This window comes from Nitrospira sp. Ecomares 2.1 (assembly GCF_965152585.1).
Genome location: NZ_OZ224219.1, coordinates 3,734,976 through 3,755,779 on the forward strand (window position 1 = coordinate 3,734,976; position 20,804 = coordinate 3,755,779).

23 protein-coding genes are annotated in these 20,804 nt (G+C 50.6%); 15 read left to right on the forward strand and 8 right to left on the reverse strand.

The window, feature by feature from the left end; translation table 11 throughout:
• Window positions 1-49: 49 nt before the first annotated feature.
• Both ACWHYD_RS16530 and ACWHYD_RS16535 read right to left on the reverse strand, forming a co-directional pair.
• The gene (locus tag ACWHYD_RS16530; RefSeq protein WP_447963124.1) at window positions 50-889 is read right to left on the reverse strand and encodes an endonuclease/exonuclease/phosphatase family protein; all 840 of its coding nucleotides are present in this window, start codon (window positions 887-889) and stop codon (window positions 50-52) included.
• A gap of 194 nt (window positions 890-1,083) precedes the next feature.
• Window positions 1,084-1,563, reverse strand: coding sequence for a hypothetical protein (locus ACWHYD_RS16535; protein ID WP_447963125.1), 480 nt, complete (start codon window positions 1,561-1,563; stop codon window positions 1,084-1,086).
• A 146-nt stretch (window positions 1,564-1,709) separates the two neighbouring features.
• Here ACWHYD_RS16535 and ACWHYD_RS16540 point away from each other — a divergent pair, with 146 nt between their 5' ends.
• Complete coding sequence (locus ACWHYD_RS16540; RefSeq protein WP_447963126.1) at window positions 1,710-2,393, forward strand: class I SAM-dependent methyltransferase; 684 nt, start codon at window positions 1,710-1,712, stop codon at window positions 2,391-2,393.
• Window positions 2,394-2,735: 342 nt separating this feature from the next.
• Here the strand turns inward: ACWHYD_RS16540 and ACWHYD_RS16545 are convergent, their stop codons facing one another.
• Window positions 2,736-2,873 carry a hypothetical protein gene (locus ACWHYD_RS16545; protein ID WP_447963127.1) on the reverse strand — a complete coding sequence of 46 codons (138 nt, stop codon included), beginning with the start codon at window positions 2,871-2,873 and terminating at the stop codon, window positions 2,736-2,738.
• 79 nt (window positions 2,874-2,952) lie between these two features.
• On the opposite strand from ACWHYD_RS16545, the gene ACWHYD_RS16550 reads away from it, so the two are divergent.
• On the forward strand, window positions 2,953-4,470 hold the full coding sequence (locus ACWHYD_RS16550; RefSeq protein ID WP_447963128.1) for a class I SAM-dependent methyltransferase: 1,518 nt from the start codon (window positions 2,953-2,955) through the stop codon (window positions 4,468-4,470).
• An 18-nt stretch (window positions 4,471-4,488) separates the two neighbouring features.
• On the opposite strand, the gene ACWHYD_RS16555 is transcribed toward ACWHYD_RS16550, so the two are convergent.
• Complete coding sequence (locus ACWHYD_RS16555) at window positions 4,489-5,424, reverse strand: Ppx/GppA phosphatase family protein (RefSeq protein ID WP_447963129.1); 936 nt, start codon at window positions 5,422-5,424, stop codon at window positions 4,489-4,491.
• A gap of 244 nt (window positions 5,425-5,668) precedes the next feature.
• Between ACWHYD_RS16555 and ACWHYD_RS16560 the strand changes: the two genes are divergently transcribed.
• The 3 genes from ACWHYD_RS16560 to ACWHYD_RS16570 all read left to right on the forward strand — a co-directional run bounded on the left by ACWHYD_RS16560 (window position 5,669) and on the right by ACWHYD_RS16570 (window position 8,093).
• Complete coding sequence (locus ACWHYD_RS16560) at window positions 5,669-5,941, forward strand: Fe(2+)-trafficking protein (protein WP_312741175.1); 273 nt, start codon at window positions 5,669-5,671, stop codon at window positions 5,939-5,941.
• Window positions 5,942-6,167: 226 nt separating this feature from the next.
• Window positions 6,168-6,728, forward strand: coding sequence for a YqgE/AlgH family protein (locus ACWHYD_RS16565; RefSeq protein WP_447963130.1), 561 nt, complete (start codon window positions 6,168-6,170; stop codon window positions 6,726-6,728).
• A 90-nt stretch (window positions 6,729-6,818) separates the two neighbouring features.
• Entirely contained in the window at window positions 6,819-8,093 is a 1,275-nt protein-coding gene (locus ACWHYD_RS16570; RefSeq protein WP_447963131.1) for an AmpG family muropeptide MFS transporter, read from the forward strand.
• A 110-nt stretch (window positions 8,094-8,203) separates the two neighbouring features.
• Here the strand turns inward: ACWHYD_RS16570 and ACWHYD_RS16575 are convergent, their stop codons facing one another.
• The 4 genes from ACWHYD_RS16575 to ACWHYD_RS16590 form a co-directional block, all read right to left on the reverse strand.
• Window positions 8,204-8,623, reverse strand: coding sequence for a hypothetical protein (locus tag ACWHYD_RS16575; RefSeq protein ID WP_447963132.1), 420 nt, complete (start codon window positions 8,621-8,623; stop codon window positions 8,204-8,206).
• Window positions 8,624-8,627: 4 nt separating this feature from the next.
• Window positions 8,628-9,047, reverse strand: a complete 420-nt coding sequence (locus ACWHYD_RS16580) for a hypothetical protein (protein ID WP_447963133.1) — start codon at window positions 9,045-9,047, stop codon at window positions 8,628-8,630.
• 17 nt (window positions 9,048-9,064) lie between these two features.
• The gene (locus tag ACWHYD_RS16585) at window positions 9,065-9,856 is read right to left on the reverse strand and encodes a DUF1295 domain-containing protein (RefSeq protein ID WP_447963134.1); all 792 of its coding nucleotides are present in this window, start codon (window positions 9,854-9,856) and stop codon (window positions 9,065-9,067) included.
• Window positions 9,857-9,934: 78 nt separating this feature from the next.
• Window positions 9,935-12,877, reverse strand: a complete 2,943-nt coding sequence (locus tag ACWHYD_RS16590; protein ID WP_447963135.1) for a DUF748 domain-containing protein — start codon at window positions 12,875-12,877, stop codon at window positions 9,935-9,937.
• Between the two features lie 387 nt (window positions 12,878-13,264).
• Between ACWHYD_RS16590 and ffh the strand changes: the two genes are divergently transcribed.
• From ffh to ACWHYD_RS16640, 10 genes are all read left to right on the forward strand, one after another.
• Window positions 13,265-14,653 (forward strand): signal recognition particle protein, encoded by a 1,389-nt coding sequence (ffh, locus tag ACWHYD_RS16595; protein ID WP_447963136.1) that lies wholly within the window; start codon window positions 13,265-13,267, stop codon window positions 14,651-14,653.
• Between the two features lie 60 nt (window positions 14,654-14,713).
• Window positions 14,714-14,992 carry a 30S ribosomal protein S16 gene (rpsP, locus tag ACWHYD_RS16600; protein ID WP_447963137.1) on the forward strand — a complete coding sequence of 93 codons (279 nt, stop codon included), beginning with the start codon at window positions 14,714-14,716 and terminating at the stop codon, window positions 14,990-14,992.
• A 90-nt stretch (window positions 14,993-15,082) separates the two neighbouring features.
• The gene (gene rimM, locus ACWHYD_RS16605) at window positions 15,083-15,625 is read left to right on the forward strand and encodes a ribosome maturation factor RimM (protein WP_447963138.1); all 543 of its coding nucleotides are present in this window, start codon (window positions 15,083-15,085) and stop codon (window positions 15,623-15,625) included.
• Window positions 15,615-16,379: a tRNA (guanosine(37)-N1)-methyltransferase TrmD gene (gene trmD, locus ACWHYD_RS16610; protein ID WP_447963139.1), complete on the forward strand. Its 765-nt coding sequence runs from the start codon at window positions 15,615-15,617 to the stop codon at window positions 16,377-16,379. Before rimM ends, trmD begins: the two co-directional genes overlap by 11 nt.
• 15 nt (window positions 16,380-16,394) lie before the next feature.
• A complete protein-coding gene (gene rplS / locus ACWHYD_RS16615) occupies window positions 16,395-16,853 on the forward strand; it encodes a 50S ribosomal protein L19 (RefSeq protein ID WP_447963140.1) in 459 nt (152 codons plus the stop codon).
• Between the two features lie 25 nt (window positions 16,854-16,878).
• Window positions 16,879-17,532, forward strand: coding sequence for a ribonuclease HII (locus ACWHYD_RS16620; RefSeq protein ID WP_447963141.1), 654 nt, complete (start codon window positions 16,879-16,881; stop codon window positions 17,530-17,532).
• Entirely contained in the window at window positions 17,529-17,915 is a 387-nt protein-coding gene (locus tag ACWHYD_RS16625; RefSeq protein WP_447963142.1) for a YraN family protein, read from the forward strand. The genes ACWHYD_RS16620 and ACWHYD_RS16625 overlap by 4 nt, the downstream gene beginning before the upstream one ends.
• A gap of 133 nt (window positions 17,916-18,048) precedes the next feature.
• Window positions 18,049-18,717, forward strand: a complete 669-nt coding sequence (gene ftsE / locus ACWHYD_RS16630) for a cell division ATP-binding protein FtsE (protein ID WP_447963143.1) — start codon at window positions 18,049-18,051, stop codon at window positions 18,715-18,717.
• Window positions 18,714-19,613, forward strand: coding sequence for a cell division protein FtsX (locus ACWHYD_RS16635; protein WP_447963144.1), 900 nt, complete (start codon window positions 18,714-18,716; stop codon window positions 19,611-19,613). Before ftsE ends, ACWHYD_RS16635 begins: the two co-directional genes overlap by 4 nt.
• On the forward strand, window positions 19,610-20,803 hold the full coding sequence (locus ACWHYD_RS16640) for a murein hydrolase activator EnvC family protein (protein WP_447963145.1): 1,194 nt from the start codon (window positions 19,610-19,612) through the stop codon (window positions 20,801-20,803). The genes ACWHYD_RS16635 and ACWHYD_RS16640 overlap by 4 nt, the downstream gene beginning before the upstream one ends.
• Window position 20,804: the final 1 nt, after the last annotated feature.

Consider the following 20,804-nt stretch of genomic DNA (forward strand, 5'->3'; position numbering starts at 1 on the left):
CCTTAAGACAACCGCCGGAAAACCAGGAAACTGACAAGAGCAAAAGGCTCTACACTTTTTGCACTTCGAAATACAGAAGCGCGTGGTCGGAATATTTCGTGGTCCAGGCGTCTCGTTTCTCAGGCGTGGTTTCTTGCGGCCAACCACGAATATCGATGTGGGCAGACCCAAAGGCCTTGAACCGCAAATGGTCCGCCGCGACAACATGATCAAGGTTGCCCGGTAAGTAGGAGGACTTCGAACCCGGCCAGTAGGTCTCCGGATAGGACTTGTCAAGCACCTGCATCTTCCGGTTTTTCACCCGTTTCTGGAGACGTTGGACTTCCTCGTCTGCACTGACATCCTTCGTACTAAACGTCAGATTCATCCCCATCGTGTTGAGATCCCCCAGAAAAATATAATTCGCTTGGCCCTCACTGCACGATGCCTTATCCAGGACTTTTCGCAATTTGAGCGCCCGTTCGGTCTGGTCGTCCCGCAAGCCGAATCCGCGAGGTTCCGTCAGACTTTTTAAATGCAAAAACAATAGGGGATAGGCTTTCCCATCCACTTGAATCGTCAGCAAGGACCCGGGACGCAAAACGGACACACCCGATTTAAATTCCAGCCGTTGAGTAAAGAAACTGGAGAAGGTTCGCTTTACGCCTATCAGAATTTCCTGTGTTTGAGGTCCTTCCGTAATATGAAACTGGTAGTTCGGCATCACGGTCACGATGGTGTCATATACCGTCGAACCCACGACTTCATACACCGCAACCACATCGGCATTTTGTTGTGCCAAATATTCGATAATGGGTTCCACCGGTTTCTTCGGCTTCGCCGTATTTTTGGGCATCGCTCCGAAATGCTCCACATTCCAGGACGCAACAGAAAATGCTTTGGCCATCATCCCCTCCTCGGTGACGTGTGAAAGATCATGACATCCCCACGTTCGCCAGGTTGTATCATAGGTTTGGAAAAAGAGAAAGATCGATGTAGGGGGCCTAAACCTCTCCCACGCTCCCTAGAGAAAACAGGTCGGGTTGTTCAGTAGAGGGATTTATTGGCCACAATCGGCTCGCAACAAAGGAAACGTTTCTCAACTCAAAGGGAAGTTAAATACGCCGCAATAAACAAAACAGCCAGGCTCAGACCCAAAATGGTTCGCTGCATCCAGACCACTTTGCCGGAAAACATGAGTGGCTGCGCCTCCTGCTGTTTGCCTTTCACCGAAGCACCATAGGGATCGACAATCAGATCATGAACAAAGATGAGCCCTCCCACGATGGCAAAGACAAAGAGCTTGAGCATCATGATCAAGCCCCAACTGGTTTCAATACGAGCCGATCCGCTTTCATCCAGCAACTGGGACGCTCCGGTAAAGACCAGCGCCATCAAGCTCACCCACCCCACCATTTTAAACCGTTGGCCGACTTTTTTGACCATCTCAAGCGCTTCCAACGACGGTAGTTTGGCTTTGCCTTCGGTCAAACTTGGCCTGACCACGAGCTGAACGAACATCCATCCGCCAATGAAGGTAATAGCCGCTAACAAATGAATCCACGTGACGATATAAGCCGGCATTTATTCTCTCCTACAATTTTTGATTCATGGCCCAAGCCTTGTCATGATACCCACTGGACCGGAGAAAGACCACTGAAGAAATGGTCCTATTCTTTCATCCCCTGACAGGAATAAGATATGGTTCCCTCAACAGCTGTGGAGGTCACATGATGATGATTCGCGTTGCCCTATTCCCAAATTTTTCCAAAATATTTGTCCTGGGTCTTCTGACTCCGTTCGTCCTTGTTGGATTCATGGCCATTGGCTCCTCCTGGGCAGCAGAAGAAGACAAGGAGCGGTGGAATCATAAATATACAACCGGAAACTATCTATTCGGACGAGACCCCATTCAGTTTTTAACAGACCATGTCGACCTTTTACCCAAAGGAGCGGCCCTGGACCTGGCTATGGGTGAAGGACGCAACGGCGTCTTTTTAGCCACAAAAGGCTTTCAGGTCACCGGGGTCGATATTTCGGAGGCGGGTTTCAAAAAAGCTCAGGCCCTGGCTTCCGAAAAAGGCGTGACCATAACCACCCTGGTCGCCGACCTGGAACAATACATCCTTCCTCCCGATACTTTTGATCTCATTATCTGCACCTACTATTTGCAGCGGGACCTCTTTCCAAAAATTGCGCAGGCACTGAAACCGGGCGGGATGGTCCTGATCGAAACCTATACGGTGGATCATTTGCAATACCGCCCACAATTTAACAGGATCTTCCTCTTGGAGCGGAATGAATTATTGACCTTACTTCCAGGGTTTCGGGTACTGCGGTATCAGGAGGTCGATTCCGGAGAGGCCGCCTTTGCCAGTCTTCTGGCACAAAAGCCTATACAGACCACAAAATAATCATTGCTGGGACTTTGATTCCCCTCCTCCTTCTGTAAGGAAAGGAATGGTTGTGGATCAAACAGAATAGAGGGTTCTTCGCTCTTTTTTGTGTGTCCCTAAAGGGTTTTCTTCCATGGTCCGACGCCTGCCGTCTGGCTCAAGGAAGGGACGCTCTCATCCGCTGGCGGGCCTTGTTTGAGCCCTTCGAAAACTCAGGACAGGCTCCGCGAGTTGGTCCGCCCTCCGCAGGCTGGCGTCCCTCCCCTCTCATGGGGCCAGACGGCGCGTCAATGGTTTTGGGGCTTTTGGCCGAAACAAAAGGGCCTCGCCTGCCTGGGCGAACCCCGGCAAGACAGAACATTACATTGACACGCGAATTGTGCACACACGTGCGAGGGCTTCACCTGCCAGCGCTTGTTTACTGGCAATCCTCAAGATAGATATCCGATACACATCGTCAAGCTGTAAGGCCAAATCCATAAATTCCGAATGATCCATGGTTGCAGCCTTTTGGATCAATGGGGTACCCTGGCAACTTCTTTTGGCGTTTGGACTTCCATATAACGAATAGAAACCCATGACCCAAACCACCGCCTCTCAACCGACCGCCGATACCTGGGCCGGCGTTAACCCCCAAGTTTTGGAGGGAGACATCCTCAATCAACGTGCCTGGCGGATGCCGGACATTGTAATTTACCAGCATGCCAACGAGGAATGGTGGGTGGCTCCGCTTGATGAAGAATTACCCCTGATTCGGCTCAATCGCATGGGCGCAGCCCTGCTCGGCGCGATGGATGGACGGATGACCATTGGCGCACTCCTCAATCAGTATGGCAAATGGGTCTGCAGCCCGACCCAACACAATGGTCGCTGGCACTTAGAACGGTGGGCTCAACCACGGTTTTCCTTAGCTTACTATGGAACTGAACCACCCAGCGGACACAGTGCGGAAGCGAAATGGGATTTGTTGCTACAAAAGGTGCGGGAAGGGTGGCATCAAAACGTCCAGGCTGAAACCGAAGATCATCTATCCAAATTTCACGTTCAGGGTATTCAAGGACCCCATGGGCATTTTGAAATAATCGAAACCACCGTTTCGCATTTATTTCGTGAACCCTGCGAAGCCATGAACGGGCTTACCTATGGGCGGCTACTCGGCAAAACCCTTCGGCAAATGGGCTGGCTCTCTCCCAAGCCCAAACGCATCGTGGAAGTGGGCGCCGGCCTCGGGTATGTCTCGAAGGAACTAGCCAGGGAACTCTCGGCTGAAGAAAGGAAAGACATCCAGTACACCTTTCTCGATCTGACCGGCCCGTTCCTGGGTTCCCAAACATCGCTGGCGCGACAGGCAGGGTGGACGGCGACGGCCATTCAAGCCAATGCCGAACGAATGCCGTTGGCGGATCGTTCCGTTGATTTGTTGATCGACAATGAAAACCTCGCCGACATGACGCCAATCCAATTTACCGGGGACGAACTCCTCACGTTTAAAGGCGAGAATCCCCTACATGATGAAGCCCTGGACCTTATCCGGCGCATGCGTCTGCCGCTCCGTCCCCCCTTTCCCGACGAAGTCATTTTCAATTATGGCGCCATTCAATTTTTACAGGAAGTCTGGCGCGTGCTGAAGCCGGGCGGACGGGCCATTCTGGTCGAATTCGGGATTGAAGATGATTGGCCGTCTCCCGTCAGATTGCCCGGTCATACTGAATATGAAGTGCAATTCAGTCATCTGCGCCATGTTGCGAAATGGCTGGGTTTCCGGGAACAATATTGCACTTTGCCACAACTGCTCGGTATGAAACGGGACATTAACGTCTTATGTACCGGCGCAGCCTATACCCTGAGGCGATTTTGCCGTGAATTGGAGAAGCCTTTCTCCGTTCGGGCCTACACCGAAAAAGAACTGGGCACGGCGCTTGGTGCGCTTCTCCCCAAACTCACCGGCCTGCATTACCATAACGTCTTGGACCCGGCCTGGTTCGGTCTCTGGGATTTCAAAGTCCTGTTGGTCGAAAAGCCCGGCGGTATGAGCATCGGACAACAACCGGCCTTCAAAGAATCCTGCGGCTTCCGCTGGTACACCCAGCGATAGGATTCATCCCCACCCTTCTCATCCCAAGTTTTTCAATTTTCCGGCTTTATCAACCAATATCCCTTCCCGAAGACCAAAATCGCTGACCAGACATCTGTCAAAGCCGAAGGTTTCCATGACTCTTCGGAGAATCACGGTGCCTGCCACGATGACATATTCCCGCCCGGGTTCAAGCCCTGGCATGGCCAAACGTTGCGGACCGGTTTTGGTGGTGAGATCCTGCTCCAATCCTTTGATGCTCGACAACGTTAACTCATAATTATGGACACGTGCCGACTCATATCTCGGCAATCCTTGAGACATCGCGGCAAGTGTGGTGACGGACCCTGCCGTCCCGACCAGCGGGATGCCTGAAAAGGTCCCGAAAGCTTTCGACACCTTGGCCAATTCCTCATCAATACAGGCTTCTGCTTGGTGAATCTCCTGGATTGTGGGTGGATCCAGACGAAGCACCCGCTCTAATAAGCGCACCACTCCCAGATCCAACGAAATGACGGCCGGAGCCATTCCGGAATGAGCCAGAATACATTCAGTACTGCCGCCGCCAATATCCAATCCAAAAAAATTTGCAATGGCGGGAGGCAGGCCAAAACGAATACCCAGCAAGGTTCGCCGGGCTTCCTCGTCTCCCGTTAAGATCTCCACTTCCCACCCGGTTTCTTGAGTGACACGGGCGAGAAAGTCCTTACGATTCTCTGATTCGCGCACGGCGCTAGTCGCCACGACTACGACTCCGTCGAGCGGATACTTGGTGGTCTTTTCTTTCCAGTCTATAAGTGTGGAAACAACGCGATCCATCGCGGCTTGTGATAACCGTTTGTGTTGGTCCACTCCCTCCCCGAGTCGTAAGATTCGCCGATCCGCATCAACAACCGTAAACTCACCTGGTGGATTCACTTCTGCCACCAACAAGCGGCAGGTTAATGTGCCAATATCAATTCCTGCGAGTAACATGTTGTCTCTTCTCCAATCGTGACATATATCTCAGAACTTCCCCTTCAAGGTAATCCTCGTCCTGACTTGAACGAGACTGAAACGTGGGGTCGACTTCCATACCTGAAAGACACGAAAAAAACCAGGGCATTGAAATCCTTTCTGGCTTCTTTTCCCACCCGAGATTTCTGTGTTAGGATTCCTGATTGTTTTGCCTATCAATACTGATAGGCTTTCAGCCTATCACTTACAAAAGGAGAAAAGGATGGCGCAAATTCATTGCCGAAAATGCGATAAAGACGCGGACCCGATCACGGACAATCTTTTCATGGGAAAACTGGAAGAAGAAATTAAGCAGAAAGTCTGTCAAACCTGCTGGAATGAATGGGCCGGTCCAGGTGGGACGAAGACGATGGTCATTAATGAGTACCAGTTGAACTTGGGGGATGAAAATGCCAGGCAAACCCTTAAGACGCAGATGCGAACTTTTTTGAAATTAGACGACGCGACCGGTGAATTTAAAGATTACCGTCATTAATATATCAATATTTTCTACAAATTTCTGAAGGGTTTGGATTAGGACTCTTTTCACACGTAGTGCTACCTCCGGCTTTGTGAGGCACTGAGGACGGAGTTCAGAGTCTCATGATGCTTGAAGACCGGTTGGATTTCACAGGATTGACGATGGTTCACGGACAACCATGCCGCCATTTTCCCAAGAAATGCCTCTTGATGGATCATCAGTGGCACGTTAGGATTAGACTATGGATACACCATTAGGCAAAGGGGTTTTCCTCATCGCCACTCCAGCATTGCGTGATCCCAATTTCCGCCAAGCGGTTGTGCTGCTTTGTGAGCATGGACCCGATGGCGCCCTCGGGGTTGTCGTCAATCGTCCGACGGAAATGAATATTGCCGAAGTCCTGCCCCAAGTTCCAGTGCTCGAAGGCCAGGAACATCGCGTGTATGCCGGAGGACCGGTTCAAAAAAACAGTTTGCTCGTCCTGTACCGTCTGAATGAAGAAATTGAAGATACCCATGCGGTTCTTGACGGGGTGTATCTCGGCGGGAATATGGAAACGCTGGAGCGCATTCTTGAAGTTCCCGGTGAACACGAATCGTTTCGGGCATATATGGGCTATTCGGGCTGGGGACCAGGTCAGTTGGAGTCTGAAATGGAAAGTGGCTCCTGGCTCACGATGCCTGCCAGACCCCACCTCGTCTTTGATGAGGATTCACAGGACTTATGGGGCGAGGTCCTTCGATCCTTCGGAGATGAATACACGATGTATGCGCATATGCCGGTTGATCCAAATTTAAACTAATCGAACCCCTGCCACGAACCGCATCCTCACCTCTCACAGACCTTCAGCCTAAAGAAGACCTAAGCCCATTTCTTTGATAAGGTCTGGTGTATGACCACCCAGACCGAGCCGGATCATTGGCTCAAAAATTTCTGCCTTCTTCTTGCCAGTCCCAAAATGCTGGTCATGCTCTTGACCGGCTTTTCTTCCGGTCTTCCCCTCCTGCTCATTGGCTCTACCCTCAAATTCTGGATGCGGGAAGAAGGGCTCGATTTAACCACCATCGGATTTTTCGGATTAGTCGGCCTCCCCTACACCCTCAAGTTTCTCTGGGCTCCAGTTATGGACCGTCTCGTGTCTTCTGCTCTGGGAAGACGACGAGGATGGATGCTGGGCACTCAGATAGCTTTGATGATCACCATCGCCTCACTCGCGTTGACTCAACCGGCCATTCAGTTATCAACCCTCGCGGTCTTGTGTGTCCTTGTGGCGTTTTTTAGTGCCAGCCAGGACATCGTCCTGGATGCCTATCGCCGTGAATCCCTCTCTAACGAGGAACTCGGCATTGGATCTTCCATGTTTATTTATGGCTATCGCTTGGGAATGTTGGTCGCTGGAGCGTTGGCTTTATTTCTGGCAGATCAGGAGAGCCTTTCCTGGAATGCGGTCTATTTCATCATGGGCGCCATGATGAGTGTTGGCATTCTCACGACATGGTTTGCCCCGGAACCCACCATTCCCGCACCACCACCAGCGTCCTGGCAGGAAGCCATCACGGGTCCGTTTCTGGAATTTTTTTCCCGTCCGGGCGCTCTCATCATACTGTTGTTTATCCTTCTGTATAAGGTCGGCGATAGCATGGCGTCAGAAATGCTCTCTCCATTTATGGTGGATCTCGGCGTCTCGAAAACCGACTATGCGATGATCGTCAAGGTTTTTGGCATGATTGCATTAATGGCAGGCGGATTGATTGGGGGTCTCGTGGTCTATCGCATGGGGATTGTGCCTTCTCTTTTTATTCTGGGATTCCTCCAAATGATTTCAACAGCGGGTTTTGTCGTTCTCGCCTATACCGGCAATCACCTCCCTACTCTTACTGCCGTCATTGCCATTGAAACCATTTCCAGTGGACTGGGACAAACCGCGTTCGTGGCCTTTATGGCCAGCCTCACCAACAAGCGTTTTACCGCCACACAATATGCCCTGTTGACCAGTTTCATGGGGATTCCCCGCGTCTTTGCCGGTTCCACCACCGGATTTCTGGCCACCTGGTTGGGATGGGAAGGGTTTTTTCTTCTCTGTACCTTAATTGCACTGCCCGGATTATTCCTCATTCCCTATCTCCGGCGCTTGGAAGAAAACAATCCATCCCTTAATAGGCAATAGGCCCTGTTGAACTCGCCAAGATAAAATTCTCATAATCACAAACAACAAGATTCCCTAATATCCAAAAGAGGGTAAAAGACTCCTCATGGGCACCATTCGCCCAGTGTCAGTTAAAACGGCCAAAACCAGAAATGGGGGGTATCGGGTGGGGGCTGAATGACCGAATGATCAAAGGTCAAATCCGGTCGCAACGCCACATGTAAAATATAGGTGACCCCTTCACCTCTCCCCAAATTCATGGATGGCGCGACGGGCAACAATACACGAAGAAGCCAACCAAAATTTACCCGCATGGTCTTGCTATCTCCATATCGGTAGCGAAAGACCATTCCGCTGGCTCCTTCCTCAATCTCATCAGGAGCTCCTAAGGCCGTGGCTATATCCTGCATCGTGCTTTTTCCTGGCACCAACACTTCGAGAGAATCGGCCACCAATGGATCATTCACCACCACACGACGAAAGTCGCAGCCCGACAGGGAGAAAAGCAACAGGACTCCAAGAATTCCAGCTTTTCCAAAGACCCCATCCATTGCCCTACTCCCCAAACGGCCAGATTTGAAATTCCACATTCTTGGTCCTATTGCCAAAGACCACGTCATCCACGATCCCTTGAGGATTAAAAAATACCCAGAGATGATCACTGCCAATATTGAGGCGAGAAAAAAACAGCAACCACCCCAACTTGCTGTCAAAGCGGCGGTAGTGAAAAATCTCATGGCCATTTGCCTGGACAATGTCATCAGGGGCGCCAAATTGCTGGGCGACTTCTTGGCGATTCGTGATGCCTTTCTCAATCGTCTGAAGCCCATCCTCGGGAAAAGGCTCACCCACTTCTCCCCGGACAAATGCACAGCCATGTGCCAGGGTCATCAATACCAAAAGACCGGCCAAAACCAGAAATCCTCGTGGATTTTTCCAACAATGTCTAAAGCCGGCTTGAGAATCCCACAACATAGTTCTCCTCCTCTTTTTTATGACTTGTTTCGTCTGGGCAGCCAGGGAAACAATTTGTTCGTGGTTCGTTGATAGAGGCGATACCCTTCCCCCCTGCTGTTCATAGCCTGAGCCTCGGCCAAAGGCACTCCTGTCACCCATAAGAGTGACGACATCATGAGCAAAGGCCACACGATAGCCATCCATGCCCCTGGCAGTCCAACTGCCAACGGAACATAGGCACACCACTGTAGGATTTCAAAAAAATAATTCGGATGACGGGAATACCGCCACAACCCTGTCTGTAAGACCTTGCCCTGTTTCGTCGGATCTGAGCGGAATCGTTCAAGTTGAATATCCGCAAGAGCCTCTCCAAAGAAGGCCAGCAAAAATATCCCGAGGCCCAGAAAATCCCAGCTTCTTACCGCCGATTCGGAATGGCCCATAATCCAGCATAGGAGGAATCCAAAGAACAGACAGGCAGGAACTTGCAGCATGAAGTACCCAAGGATTCCTACCGATTCCCATTTCCCTAGCACTGCCCGAAGAGTTTTATACCGAGCGTCCTCCGACTTTCTCCAAATGCGATTCTTCCACAGGTGCCAGCCCAACCGGCAGGCATATGCACCCCCCATGCTCACAACAAGAGCGCGTCGCCAAGAACTGCCCTCGCCCTCTATTCCGCAAACAAAAACGACAAAACCAAATCCCAAACAAAATCCCACATCGGCTAATGAGGCATTGCCCACTCGCAAATGTACAAGCCACAAGCCAACGAAGAGCACCAGGAGGATGCCAGCAATCTGAGACACATGCGGAAGAGTGAGCATATGCCAGGAAAACGGATTCACCTTAAATCAGAAAACACACGATCAACACCACGACCATGAGAATCTTTGGAAAGGGACTCACTTCGCGGCTAAGGCCAAAGGACTCCGAACGGTTTGCTCTTCCGTGACGGGACTTAGGTTTGGTTCGAGGAGGAACACTCGGTCACCGGACACCTTTCCTTCCTGGATGAGAAATTCTCGAATGCCTTGAGCCCGTTGCTGAGCCAGGAGACGAAGCTGCTCGTCCTCCACCTTGATCGATTCAAGGAATTTTGATCTCATCTGCTCAAGTGAAGGAATGGCTGGAGCTTTCCCTTCCGAAGAAGAAACCGGAGTATTGGGTTGCGCTCCAAATTGCTCGGCATACACCTCTGCGAGCAAGCGCCCTTCCTCCTCTAGACTTAGTTCAATCTGTTCGAGAGACACCCCCTTCGTCGAAGAAGAGGATCCCTGAATAAATTTTCGCTTTTGCAGTTGTTTCAACAATTGACCTGCAGCCAAACCCTGACGATCAACCTGAGGGTCGGCGGCCCCGGCAATGTCCAGTCTCAAGGCCGGTCGATCGGCCAACGCCTGACCAAGCACATTCAGCTTTTCTTGCTCAGCAGGAGACAACTGGGCATTACCCGCAGAAAAGGCCACATATTGCAGATCATCACCACTGCCACCCACCAATCCTCCGACCATGGCAAAAGGAGAGGTGGCAACTTTCGTCAAGAGATTCCCCAAGGCATTCCAGATGACTCCTCCGTAGCTGAAATCCGGCTCATTCAAATTACCGCGAACCGGCAAATCAATATCGATCTGTCCTTTGCGGTCTTTGAGCAAGGCTAAGGCAAGAGGAATCGGCAACGACATGGCATCCGGATTCTCGACCTTTTTACCCATCGTCAGCTGGTCAATCAACACTTTATTGGCACCAACCAGAGTCTTTTCAGAAACTTTATATCCGAGATCCAACGATAGCTTCCCCTTCGTGATGGGATACCCGACAAAATGGGCTGAATAGGGAGAGACAGTAGGAAGATCAAGATTGTTGAACGTGAGGGTCACATCCGTATAGGCCTCTTCACTCAAAGGATTAATTTGCCCGGCAATCTTGAATGGGGAATGTTTATCAATCGTCCCTTGTAAGGCGACATCGGCTTTGGCTAATTGATCCGAAGATAGCTCTTTAATGGTGCCGGTCAGCCCCTCAATGTTCGTAACGACATTGGGGGAAATCGATCGATCCGAAATACGAGCCATGAGGTTGGTGAGGGTGACGGCCTTAATTTTGACCGGAGTCGGTGGCTCCCCGGTGGTTTCTGCTTTTGGTGGCTTATCGTCTGCCGTCGTCTCTTCTTGAGACACGGGTCCTGGCGGGGAAAACAACCGCTTGAGGTTCATCCCTCCGTCCTCATCAATCAAGAGGACGAGTTCAGGGTTAGTCAACTCGATTTCCTGGAGTTTGACCGAAGTCGGTTCGATTTGAAGGTTTAACTCTTTGAGTTCCAATGCCTCCCACGTGAGAAAAGGTTTGGTCTGCATGGGATCGTCAAGAGCCAATTTTGACACTCCCATCCCTCCCTCAAACGTCACCATCGGTTGAGTCTTGTGCCCCGCCTGATAGTGCGTCTTTCCCCGCAACATGAGCGCGCCATCACCGACCTCAAATTGAACAAACGGGGCGACATAGGGTTGAAACGGCTTGAGGGCGAATTCGGTCAGCGACAAATCCAGCGCAACTTCCAAGGGGTCGATCTGGAGAGTTCCTTGCAAGTTGGCCTTTCCGGTTTCATTAAGCTGAAACGAAAGATCAATAGGAAGAGGCCGATCCATGGCCATAGATACATCCGAGGTGTGAAAATGCAACATGTCCAATAGCAGTGTGACAGGGTCTTCGGGCTGGCGATCCTCGAAATCAATCGTGAAGTTATCCAAGGCAAGATCCTCAACAACCATCTTCCAGGAATTGGCCGGGGAGGTTTCCGGTTCAGGAGCGGTCTGACTTTCAGAACCCACGGGTGAAAACAGCGTGTGATAATTCACCACCCCATCCTTCCCGACCCATCCAGTGAAACGGGCATCCCGAGACTGTATCGAAGTGATGCGCAGGTCCTGTTTGGCCAAGTCAACCGAGACGCCGTTGACCTCAAAGAGCGGAATCGTGAGTACGGGAGTAATGGTCCCTTTCTCCTGAATCTGTAAATCCTGAATCCTCAAACTTCCCCCATCGACCAGCACATTGACCCCCTGGTCTGTCGTAGACAATCGATAATGCCCTTTCACGGTCACTTGTCCTTGAGGAATCTGAAATCGAACCAGATCCTGTATGTAGGTCCAGAGCCTGGGAAGTTGATAATCTTCAAAAACCAAGCGGCCTTCGGACTGAAATGGTTCTAGAGTGATCGTCCCTTCCCAGGTAATTTTCTCCCCTGCACTGCGTTCGGCTGAGAGTGAATAAGAATTAGTCTGACCTTGTTGCGTACTAAAATCATCCAATGTGACATTGATTGGCACCAAGTGCGCCACAAATGGGGTGGGACGTGAATGATCCCGAAATTCCACCATTCCCTGTTGAATGGAGATATGCTCAATCCTGACCGGAGGCAAGGATTCCGGTTCTTGTGACGGGTTATCGTCAAGCTGGGCCTCTGAAGAGGAGCCTAATTCGGCCAAATTCAAGGACCCGTCGGGACGAACCCATGCCAATCCATAAGGAAGCTTCAAGCGAATTTCCGCAAAAATGTAGGCTCGCTTCCCTAGGGAAGCGGCCGGTTCGAAATCAATGAACAGTTCATTAAACCCCAGCAAAAATGATCCATCCTGTTCCTGAATATCAAACCCTTCCACCTGCAGCTTAAATAGAAAGGGATTAAAGCTGGCATCCTTGATCGAGACTGGCCGACCCAGTTGCTCCGATAACCTGGGAGGAACCTTCGTGGTAATCGCCCAGGGAATCACCAGAAAACCTACCAGAGTATAGAGAAGGAACAGTCCAGGAAGGATAAGCAGAAGAATCTTGCCAGTTTTTCTCATGATTTCGCTTATTTTCTCATGGAAGAAAACAGAAAGGAGAAGATTGAATCAATTAAACCCAAGTAAAATTTGACACGAGCCATTCTAGATGACTTCAATTGGCTGGACGTATCGATTCATGATAACGACCTGCCTCTTTGAGAGCTAGTATGATCCATAGAGTCTCGGGATTCCTTCGGCATTCCCTACCCACGGAGCCGACCTTGATAGGGCCTGTTTGCCCATCGGGGGAGTTCCCACAAAAGCCATAAATCCAAAAAATAACCCTTCGAAACCAACTAGATTTTGCCCCTCCAAGAGGTTGCGCTCAACTTGACATGTCTGTCGTATGTTCACTATTGTCTTGGGTTTGCTTAAAATGGTGTATTTTCCATTGGACTCTTTTCCATGTTTACCACGCTGACAGAGAAAATCGAAAAAGTTTTCAAGCAGTTACGCGGCCAGGCCGTTCTGACTGAAGAGAATATTACCGACGCCTTGAAAGAGGTCCGCCTGGCGCTGCTGGAAGCCGACGTCAATTTCAAAATTGTTAAGGACTTTATTGAGAATGTTCGGGGCAAGGCCGTCGGGCAGGAAGTCCTGAAAAGTCTCACACCCGCCCATCAAGTGGTGAAAGTTGTCTGGGAGGAACTGCGAGACCTTCTGGGTCATGAACAAAGTGCCCTTCATCTCTCTTCACAACCCCCTACCGTCATTATGATGGTCGGATTGCAAGGATCTGGGAAAACCACCACGACCGGGAAACTCGCCAATTATTTTAAAACCGAAGGCAAGCGGGTCTTATTAGTGGCCGCCGATCCCCGTCGCCCTGCCGCAGGAGATCAGCTGGCCTCGCTGGGCACTGACCTGGACATTCAAGTCCATCGGGGAACAAACGAAGGTCAACCTGGCGCCCAGGCGCTACAAACCTGCCTGGATGGCGTCGCTCGTGGACGGGAACATGGGTATGATGTGGTGCTCTTGGATACCGGCGGTCGATTGCAGATCGATCAAGAGTTGATGCAGGAATTGGTCGATATCCAAACAGGAGTCAGCCCACAGGAAGTCTTGTTCATCGCCGACTCCATGACCGGCCAGGAAGCGGTTTCTGTAGCAGAACGCTTTAATCAAACTCTCGGTCTCACTGGGGTCATCTTAACGAAAGTCGAAGGGGATGCCCGGGGTGGAGCGGTGCTCTCAATCCGCGCGGCGACAGGCAAACCCATTAAATTTCTCGGGATCGGCGAAAAGCTGGATGCGCTAGAGCCCTTTTATCCCGACCGGATGGCCTCCCGTATTCTCGGGATGGGTGATGTGCTGACCTTGATTGAGAAAGCCCAGGAGAGCTTTTCGCAAGAACAAGCGGTCGCATTGCAAAAAAAGGTATCGAGTAATACTCTTACGTTGGAAGATTTTCGTGATCAGATCAAACAGGTGAATAAACTCGGGTCGTTTGATCAAATTCTAGACATGCTACCAGGCGGGCAAAAAATTAAAACGATGATGGGTTCCGGCGGAGCCGGGAATGCACAGGTACCCGAAAAAGAAATGAAACGGGTCGTGGCCATTATTGATTCGATGACCCCCCGCGAAAGACGGGATCATACGATTTTAAATGGAAATCGAAAAAAACGTGTGGCTAAAGGCAGTGGAACATCCGTTCCAGAGGTTAATCGGCTCATTAAGCAATTTTTGGATGCCCGACGCATGATGAAGTCCCTGGTCGGAGGGCAAATGGGGATGGGAAAAGGAAAAAAGCGCGGGAAGCTGATCCGCCGGGCTATCCATGCCCGGTAAAAATTTGAAGTCTCCCTGAGTTTTTTCATTCATTCATATTCACGATAGAGGAGATTGCCAGTGGCAGTACATTTGAGACTTACACGCGTGGGCCGGCATAAACGGCCATTTTATCGAGTAGTGGCAGCCGATGCCCGCATGCCGCGGGACGGTCGATTCCTTGAGGTCATTGGGACCTATGACCCCCTGAAGGAAAGCGACAAGGCCTCGTTTAAAGAAGATCGTGTATTAAATTGGCTTCAAAATGGGGCTCAGCCCACTGATTCCGTCAGGGGGTTATTACGACAAACCGGTATCTTGAAGGCCTTTCGGGAATCCAAACAAGCCCCAGCACAATAGTCTCGGCATGTCAGGGTAATGGGAGAGAAGGTGCCCTGTTGCATCCGGCAAAGGGTCTTTTAGAGATGCGACAGGACTATTGGCTAAACTATGGATGATCCTGAGCCATCACAGTCTTCCATGGTGACCATTGGCCGAATTCTCAAACCGTTCGGAGTCCGGGGGGAAGTGCGTATCGAATCGCTCTCGGATGTTCCTGGGCGGTTTGAAGGATTGGAGACGGTGACACTGGACCTTCCAGATGGGAGGACTCTGGAAACCCTGGTGACCTCGGTTCGGCAAATCAACCAGGGGGTGATTTTGGGACTTTCAGCGTTTTCGACACCGGAAACCGCAGCCTTGTACCGAGGGGCCTGGATCAAAATTCCAGAAAATCAGAATCTTCCCAGGGACGCTGATACGTTTTATCAGTTTGAATTAATTGGTCTCAGGGTTGAGGATGCAGAAGGACAACCCTTAGGAACATTAGAAGAAGTGGTGGAATACCCCCAACATCATGTGTTTGTGATTCGAAATGAGGATCGTGAAATTCTGGTCCCGGCCAGTCGGCGAACCATTGCCATGGTAGACGTACCCCATGGGGTTTTGCGATTAACTTCACGTGAATGGTGGGACGACACCTATGCGTTGTGATGTGGTGACATTGTTTCCGGAGTTGATTCACTCTGTGGGCTCACAGAGCATCATGAAGCGCGCCCAGGAAAAAGGATTGCTCACGCTCAACGTCCACAATCTTCGAGACTATACCGACAATCCTCATCGGACAGCCGATGATACTCCCTATGGCGGCGGCGGCGGGATGGTCATGAAGGCCGAACCAATTTTTCAAGCCATTGACCGGATAACACAGGACCTGGATGGAATACGCATCATTCTTCCTTCGCCACAGGGCATCCGGTTTTCACATGGCCTCGCGCATAATCTCAGCCAGGAGACTCGCCCGTTGCTATTTATATGCGGGCATTATGAAGGAATCGACGAGAGGGTCCGGACACATTTGCAGGTTGAAGAAATTTCTCTCGGAGATTATGTGCTGACAGGTGGTGAATTGGCTGCCCTCGTGATGATCGATGCGGCCATGCGTCTCATCCCTGGCGTACTAGGTGATCCACATTCCGCTCAAAAAGAGTCCTTTGTGGAATCCTTACTGGATTTTCCCCATTACACCAAACCGGTTGAAATTCGAGGGATGTCGGTTCCCGACATTTTAATGTCCGGCAACCATGAAGCGATTCGCCGTTGGCGGAGGAAAGAATCGTTACGCCAGACGCTGCTCAAACGACCGGACTTATTAGACAATCATATCTGGAGTAGTGAAGATCGTCAGTTATTGGAAGAAATTGAACACAACTATACCTCGACGTCCAGTCGTACGACGAGACCTTGAAGGAGGGAGACTCTCATGAATTTATTGGAGCGTTTAGAGCAATCGTTAGCACAGGGAACCGTGCCGTTTTTTGAAATAGGTGACACGGTCAGAGTCAAGGTTCGCGTTGTTGAAGAACGACAATACGGGAAAAAGAAGGAAGAGGCCAAGGAACGCATTCAGGTGTTTGAAGGGCTCGTGATCGCTCGCAAAGGCCGAAAAGTATGTGAGAATTTTACCGTTCGTAAGATTTCCTTTGGGGTCGGAGTCGAGCGAATTTTCCCCCTTCACTCCCCTAATCTGGCCGGCATCGAAGTCATAAGAAAAGGTCAAGTGCGACGGGCAAAGCTGTATTACCTTCGAGACAAAAAAGGCAAGGCCGCCAAAGTTTCAGAACGGGAATTTTCGCGTACACCAAAAACCGTGAAAAATGCTGCGGTGGCAGTGGATGTACCTGAGTCCGGTGAATCAGCACCCACGGAAGTATCGGAATAGCACAGGAGAGGGGGCTCACCTTTCATTGCCAACCGCCTCTCCCTCATTCATGGATGCGGGCCCGACAGACTTTTTTGAACAAGCGGCCAGAGCCCGCGGATTCCGGCGTATTGCAGGACTGGACGAGGCTGGCCGGGGTCCTCTGGCCGGGCCGGTGGTCGCCGCGACAGTGATCCTTCCCCGTTGCTGGTCACCGGTCCTTCTCGACGATTCCAAGCTCCTGTCTGAACGTCAGCGTCAGGTATTATATGAGGCCATTACCACCAGGGCCATCGCCTGGGCCATTGGCCTGGCATCAGAGCAGGAGATTGATGAACTGAACATCCTGGGCGCCACACGATTGGCCGGATTCCGGGCTCTTACCCAATTGGCCATTACACCTGATTATCTCCTCCTTGACGCCCTCCACCTCCCTACCGTTTCTCTCCCTCAACGACCGGTCATCAAGGGCGACCAGCTTTCCAGATCGATTGCCGCCGCATCCATCCTGGCCAAAGTATCCAGAGATCGCATGATGATCACCTACCACGAACGCTTCCCTCAGTATCAATTTCACCTCCACAAAGGGTATCCCACACAGGAACATCTCAGACGATTACATCAATTCGGCCCTTGTCCTGGACATCGACGAAGCTTCCAGCCTGTCCAAGCCTGCCTGAATGCCCGCTCGCTCGCATGACCACGCCTTCTCAGGAGTTTGGACGATCGGCGGAGGAATTAGCAGAGGATTGTCTTCGAAAAAAAGGGTACCGGATTCTTGAGCGAAATCTGCGAGTAGGTGGGGGAGAATTGGATCTCATTGCACAACACCATGACACACTCGTATTTATTGAGGTGAAGGCACGACGCACCGATCAATTCGGGGGCGCCCCCTATGCCATTGATGCTCGCAAAAAACGCCAAATCATTAAATTGGCGTCCTATTACCTTTCCCAACATGGCCTCAGCAACCAAATTTGCCGGTTTGATGTTATCCTGATTACAGGAACCAGACAGGGTTCTCCGAAATTAACTCACCTGGAACAGGCTTTTGAGGTTTCCAGCTCCGACTGGCAATGGTAAATTAAAGGGATTGGCCTCCGCACGAAGTCCAATTCCTGAAGGTGAACAGCTCTTCATTGTTACTTTCACAAAGAACCAGGGTCCGGTTGTATCCAGATAATAAGCCATTTATAGGCCAGGCCAATGAGATAGCATGATTCAATTATTCCACGTCACAAAATACTACGATGGCTGCCTTGCACTCTCAGATATTTCCCTGCGAATCGAAAAAGGCGAATGTGTGTTACTCACAGGGCCAAGCGGAGCCGGGAAAACCACCTTACTCAAGCTTATTTTTGGAGCAGAACACCCTGATGAGGGACAAATCCTCGTCCAAAATCGCAACATCGCCAGGCTCGGAGGATCCGATATCCCCTATCATCGACGAACCATGGGGTATGTTCTTCAGGATTTCAAATTACTCCCACAGCGGACGGTCTCCGAAAATGTGGCGCTCCCCCTCATTATCCGTGGCTTGTCATCATTCGAATCGCGAAGAAAGGTCCTGGAAGCCCTTCGTGCGGTTGGCATGGATCATAAACTCAACTCCATCGCCTCCGTGCTCTCCGCCGGAGAGCAGCAACGTGTGTGTATCGCCCGCGCGATCGTAAACAGTCCCATCATTCTTTTGGCAGACGAACCAACGGGAAATTTAGATCCCCAACTCACCACCGAAATTGCAGCATTATTTAAAGCCATCAATACCCGGGGGACCACCGTCATGATGGCCACGCACAATCGACAAGTTGTCGAACAATTAAATGGGAGAATTCTCCGACTGGATTGCGGACACCTCGTATCCGATCAGGGAGTCTATACGTGAAACGGCTCTGGTATTTTATCCGTGAAGCCTATACCAGCCTCCGCACGCATCGGACCAGTACGCTGATTGGTGTTCTGACCACGGCGTTTACCCTGACCAGCTTTGGCATCTTTCTCCTTCTCTATCATAACGTGCATAATCTATTGGGACAGGTTCAACACACCATTCAAATCATCGTCTATCCCAAGAATGATATTGAATCCGGCAAGCTACACGATTTACAACAGGGACTCAAAACGGATCCTGCCGTTGACTCCCTCACCTATATTTCCAAGCAAGACGCGTTGACCGAATTCAAAGAACAATTTCCCGAGGAAGTCTATCTACTGGAAGGCCTTGGCGAGAGCCCGTTTCCCGCATCATTGATATTGACCATGGCCGCAAAGTCCCCTACCACAGATATGATTGGCAACCTGGTCAATCGGCTGCAACATCATCCCGATATTGATCGCGTTCGATATAATCGTGATTGGATCGAGCGCCTAACCCTCATCATCGCCTATATGGAGTTCGGCGCGTTATTGGTTGGGAGTATCCTGGGCTTAGCGTCCGTCACCATCATTGCAATTACCGTGCAATTGGCATTCCATACCAGACAGCAAGAAATTGAAATTTTACGGTTAATCGGGGCAACCAGTCTCTTTATTAGCATTCCGTATCTCATCGAAGGAGCTATATTAGGGGCCGCGGGAGGCGGTATGGCCCTTGGTTTTTTACGTGGAGGGTTCGAACTTTTCACGCAAAACACCCAAGGCTTGAATGTCTTTGGGGGATTTTCTTCTGCATTGGAGTTTTTCCCTCTTCCCCTTTCACTGATTTTGATAGCAGGAGGCATCTTATTGGGGTGCCTGGGAACACTTACCACCATCTATGGATCCTTGCGGTTTCGTTTATGAGGCGGGTTAAACTATTTCTCCACACAGGACTCACAAGCGGCCTACTCCTTCTGTTCGTCCAAGCTGGTTGGGGTGCTGACCCCTCAACCATCAAAAATGAAATCAGTCAGGAACGCCTCCGGCTGGAGAAGCTCAATCAGGAAATTACCGAAACCAAAAAAGAAACAAAACGGATCGAGAAGAAACATGGATCGGTCTTAAAAACCATTGATAAATTGGATCGCCAACTCCATGAACAAAAGAAAGAACATAATCGCATCAATGACCAAATTAAAGCGACAGACGAGGAGTTGGCGAACCTGAGCACGAAGATTACGGAAGTGGAGCAAGACGTTCGCACTCGACAATCCTCCATTGCCGCCAGACTCAGGTTATTATATGTGGAAGGACGCACCGGATATTTAAAAATGCTCTTCGCAGCTGAATCCTTTACCGAGGCCTCGAACCGGATGAATTATCTTTCCTGGGTGGCCCAACGGGAGCATCAACTTGTCCGACAATTTCAAGAAGACCTCTCTAATCTCCAACAGCTCAAGGAGAAACAGACCGCAGCCAGGGAGGATCTCCTTCGCTTTCAGGGAGAAACTCAACAGACCATCAAAAAAGTTTCAGGTCTCAAACGTGAAAAACGCTCCGTCTTGGTTAATCTCTCCAAAGAAAAGGACGCACATCAACGGATGGTTGAAGACCTTCAGCGCTCAGCTGAACAGGTGGATAGTCTCCTCAAAGAATTGGACCAACGGTTTCAACTGGCTCAATCCCAGATGCGCAAACCTTCTGGAGCTCCCCCGTCTCTTGGGTCTTTCATTTGGCCGGTTGAAGGTAAAGTGGTTTCAACTTTCGGTCGGCAAAAACATCCCACATTTGATACATTTGTGACGAAAAAAGGCATAGAAATCAGCGTGCAGGAAGGGAGTCCGATTCGCGCAGTGTCATCCGGAAACGTCGTCTATGCCGACTGGCTCAAGGGATATGGTCTGGTTATCATTGTCGACCATACCAATGGCTTTTATTCTCTCTACGCCCATGCCTCAAAACTTTTAGTGGCTGAAGGCCACTCCGTTAAAAACGGGCAGGTCATTGGTGAAACAGGCGAAACAGGCGTCACCCAGGAAGACACCCTGTATTTTGAATTACGTAAAGGCACCACCCCTATCGATCCCCTGAAATGGCTGGTAAAACAGCCTTAAT

Bases quoted from the DNA above. Each gene is read 5' to 3' on its own strand.
- ACWHYD_RS16530 (WP_447963124.1), bottom strand. From the start codon at position 889: ATGATGGCCAAAGCATTTTCTGTTGCGTCCTGGAATGTGGAGCATTTC.
- ACWHYD_RS16535 (WP_447963125.1), bottom strand. From the start codon at position 1,563: ATGCCGGCTTATATCGTCACGTGGATTCATTTGTTAGCGGCTATTACC.
- ACWHYD_RS16540 (WP_447963126.1), top strand. From the start codon at position 1,710: ATGATGATGATTCGCGTTGCCCTATTCCCAAATTTTTCCAAAATATTT.
- ACWHYD_RS16545 (WP_447963127.1), bottom strand. From the start codon at position 2,873: ATGGATCATTCGGAATTTATGGATTTGGCCTTACAGCTTGACGATGTG.
- ACWHYD_RS16550 (WP_447963128.1), top strand. From the start codon at position 2,953: ATGACCCAAACCACCGCCTCTCAACCGACCGCCGATACCTGGGCCGGC.
- ACWHYD_RS16555 (WP_447963129.1), bottom strand. From the start codon at position 5,424: ATGTTACTCGCAGGAATTGATATTGGCACATTAACCTGCCGCTTGTTG.
- ACWHYD_RS16560 (WP_312741175.1), top strand. From the start codon at position 5,669: ATGGCGCAAATTCATTGCCGAAAATGCGATAAAGACGCGGACCCGATC.
- ACWHYD_RS16565 (WP_447963130.1), top strand. From the start codon at position 6,168: ATGGATACACCATTAGGCAAAGGGGTTTTCCTCATCGCCACTCCAGCA.
- ACWHYD_RS16570 (WP_447963131.1), top strand. From the start codon at position 6,819: ATGACCACCCAGACCGAGCCGGATCATTGGCTCAAAAATTTCTGCCTT.
- ACWHYD_RS16575 (WP_447963132.1), bottom strand. From the start codon at position 8,623: ATGGATGGGGTCTTTGGAAAAGCTGGAATTCTTGGAGTCCTGTTGCTT.
- ACWHYD_RS16580 (WP_447963133.1), bottom strand. From the start codon at position 9,047: ATGTTGTGGGATTCTCAAGCCGGCTTTAGACATTGTTGGAAAAATCCA.
- ACWHYD_RS16585 (WP_447963134.1), bottom strand. From the start codon at position 9,856: ATGCTCACTCTTCCGCATGTGTCTCAGATTGCTGGCATCCTCCTGGTG.
- ACWHYD_RS16590 (WP_447963135.1), bottom strand. From the start codon at position 12,877: ATGAGAAAAACTGGCAAGATTCTTCTGCTTATCCTTCCTGGACTGTTC.
- ffh (WP_447963136.1), top strand. From the start codon at position 13,265: ATGTTTACCACGCTGACAGAGAAAATCGAAAAAGTTTTCAAGCAGTTA.
- rimM (WP_447963138.1), top strand. From the start codon at position 15,083: ATGGATGATCCTGAGCCATCACAGTCTTCCATGGTGACCATTGGCCGA.
- trmD (WP_447963139.1), top strand. From the start codon at position 15,615: ATGCGTTGTGATGTGGTGACATTGTTTCCGGAGTTGATTCACTCTGTG.
- rplS (WP_447963140.1), top strand. From the start codon at position 16,395: ATGAATTTATTGGAGCGTTTAGAGCAATCGTTAGCACAGGGAACCGTG.
- ACWHYD_RS16625 (WP_447963142.1), top strand. From the start codon at position 17,529: ATGACCACGCCTTCTCAGGAGTTTGGACGATCGGCGGAGGAATTAGCA.
- ftsE (WP_447963143.1), top strand. From the start codon at position 18,049: ATGATTCAATTATTCCACGTCACAAAATACTACGATGGCTGCCTTGCA.
- ACWHYD_RS16640 (WP_447963145.1), top strand. From the start codon at position 19,610: ATGAGGCGGGTTAAACTATTTCTCCACACAGGACTCACAAGCGGCCTA.